The following is a 2,671-nucleotide window of genomic DNA, read 5'->3' as shown; positions in this document are numbered from 1 at the left end:
GGGGTGGCGGTGTCCTCGGTGAGGGCACGGACCGGGTCGACCACGCCCCAGCCGACGTTGGGGTCGTGGCCGGGGACGGCGCGTTCGGCGGTCTGCTGGAGGTGGGTGACGATCTGCTGGGCGGTCCAGCCGGGTCGCGCGGAGCGGAGCAGCGCCGCCACGCCCGCGACATAGGGGGCGGCGAAGCTGCTGCCGCTGTCCACGCACTGGCCGCCGCCGGGGACCGTGGAGACCATGTCGACGCCGGGGGCGGCGATGCCGACGAACTCGCCGGGCTGGGAGAACGGCGCGCGCTCGTTGTTGCGGTCGGAGGCGGCGACGGCGAGGACGCCCTCGTAGGAGGCGGGGAACGTCTCGCGCGGCACTCCGTCGGCGCCCTCGTTGCCGGCGGAGGCGATGACCACGATGTCCGCGTCCAGGGCGGCGTCCACGGCCCGTTCGAGGTCCGACCCCTCGGTGAGGGCGCCCTCGCTGTCCTGGGAGATGTTGATGATGTCGGCGCCCGCGGCGACGGCGTGGTCGATCGACCGGGCGAGCGTCCCGACGTTGCCGCTGCCCTCCGCGTCGTTCTGCCGGATGGGGATGATCGTCGCCTCGGGCGCCAGGCCGACGAAGCCGGTGTCCTCGTGGGGGCGGGCGGCGATGATGCCCGCGACCTTGGTGCCGTGGCCGACCGTGTCGGTGGTCTGGTCGCCCTGGGCGTCCGTGAAGTCCGCGCCGCGGTCGGCGTCCACGGCCCCGGCCAGTTGGGGGTGGGCGGTGTCGACCCCGCTGTCGATGACGGCGACGCTGACGCCCTCGCCGCGGCTCTCCTGCCAGACCCGGTCGAGCAGAACGCGCTGGAGCGCCCAGGGGCGTTCCTCGATGGTCTCGGCGGGGAACCTGCACTCGGCGCCGTTGGCGCCGGCGGCGGGCGGAGCGCCCAGGGGCGCGAGGGCCAGGGTGAGCGCGAGGGCGGTCAGCGTGGCGCGGGCGCGGGCGTGGCGTGCCATGTCAGGAGCCCTGCGGCTGTTTGGCGCCTGCGGTGTTGAGGAACGGCCCGGTCGGCAGGAACGCCGACCAGTGGGCGGGCACCGGCACCGGCGTGACGTCGCCGTAGCCGAGGCGGATGTGCGCCTGGTCGGCCTCCTCACCGGCGGCGGTGGACTGGACGGGGTAGCGCAGCCCGGTGTCGGTGACGAGGAAGACGGTGCCGGCCTCGGCCTGTTCGCCCTGGACCTGCCGGTAGAGGAGGCCGGAGCCGGGCGTGACGTAGGCGCTCGCGGAGCCGGAGGCGATGGTGGCGGGGTAGTCCTCGCCCGCCCAGGTGGCGACCTCGGCGGAGCCGTCCTCGCCGTCGACGCCGAGCAGGACGGAGCACAACGTGTCGCGCTGCGGGCCGTTGACCTGGTCGGGGACGGGCTCGGGCCAGTCGCGTCCCAGGCTGTCGTCGGCCGGGGCGGGGGTGAAGTCCTGGATGCCGGCCGGCAGGGCGCTGCCGTTCTGGCCGAGGGTCCGCGTCCCGGGGTGGCTGAGCACCATCTCGGCGGTGAAGTCGGAGACGGGGACGACGCGTTCGGGCAGGACGACGTAGTGCTGGGAGCCCGCGCCGGTCGGGGCACGGAGGACCATGCCGACGACGTTCTCCTCCTGGCCGAGCCCCGGCACGCCGGCCGGGGTGCCGACGGTGCCGGGCAGGTCGGGGAAGGCGATCGTGTCGCCGTCGGCGAACGTCGCCAGCCAGTCGTCGCTCACCGGTTGCGGGTCGCCCGCGGTGAACCGGAGCAGCAGCAGCTCCCGTTCCTCCTCGGCGACGGCGTACTTGGTGCCCGCCGGGTCGACCAGGTAGGGGGTGCCGTCGGGTGCCGAGACGAAGAGGATGTCGCGGCCGGTGAGCCGCTCCTCGCCCTCGACCCGTCCGGTGTCGCCGTCGGCGAGCAGGAACACCGCCTGCTGAACGCCCTCCCCGCCGCCCGGCTGCTGGCAGACCGCCCAGCGCTTGGCGTCGGCGGCCTCCTCGGTGGAGGGCAGGCGGTCGGGGGCGTAGGGGATGCCGAGGGTGGGACCACGCGGGATGGAGCCGCTGTCGAGTTCGGCCTCGTCGACGTTGACGATGTCGAAGCTGTCCGGGTCGTCCAGGAGGAGCCGTGCGGAGGAGAGGTTGAGGACGGGGTGCAGCTGAGCGTTGTCCCTCGTCTCCAGCACGACGTAACGGGTGGTGGAGTCGCTGCCGATGATGATGTTGCGGCCGGGCTCGTCCCAGTTCTCGGGGACGGACGGGCGGAACATCCCCCAGGCGCCGAAGCCCGCCAGGATCAGCGCGCCGACGATCATGCCGGGCAGGATGGCGCGCAGCGGGCGCGGGGCGCCCTCTTCGGTGACCGCCGGCGCCGGTTGGAGGAACGCCGCCACCGTGCGCCGTTTGGCGAAGGTGTACGCGTTGAGTTCGTCCTTGCGTGACGCCATGGATGTCCGCCCCTCCCCCTGCCCGTGACCGGACGTCAGACCGAGGATCTACTATGCCGGGTGACGGTTCGGTCACTGTCAGGAGGGGGGTCGGTGATGCGCGCGAGTGCCACGACGGCGCCGGCGACGGATGGTTCGGGTGGGGCGGGTGGGGCGGTGACGCCGCGGGCGCTGCCGGGGCCCGGTGGACCGCTGCCGCTGGGGCCGCTGTTGTGCGTGCAGGGGG

The 2,671-nt window shown here is 74.2% G+C and carries 2 protein-coding genes; both read right to left on the bottom strand.

What is annotated here, in order from left to right:
* Positions 1–992: type VII secretion-associated serine protease mycosin (gene mycP / locus ADY01_RS34740; RefSeq protein WP_049580793.1), on the bottom strand; the 992-nt coding region annotated here is incomplete at its 3' end.
* 1 nt (position 993) lies between these two features.
* The gene (gene eccB / locus ADY01_RS34735; RefSeq protein ID WP_049580791.1) at positions 994–2,445 is read right to left on the bottom strand and encodes a type VII secretion protein EccB; all 1,452 of its coding nucleotides are present in this window, start codon (positions 2,443–2,445) and stop codon (positions 994–996) included.
* Positions 2,446–2,671: the final 226 nt, after the last annotated feature.

Origin of the sequence: Streptomyces sp. SBT349, assembly GCF_001083795.1 — a bacterium.
GTDB lineage: Bacteria > Actinomycetota > Actinomycetes > Streptomycetales > Streptomycetaceae > Streptomyces.
Note: the sequence above shows the minus strand (reverse complement) of the source record. Positions and strands in the feature narration are given on the sequence as shown.

Bases quoted from the DNA above. Each gene is read 5' to 3' on its own strand.
- eccB (WP_049580791.1), bottom strand. From the start codon at position 2,445: ATGGCGTCACGCAAGGACGAACTCAACGCGTACACCTTCGCCAAACGG.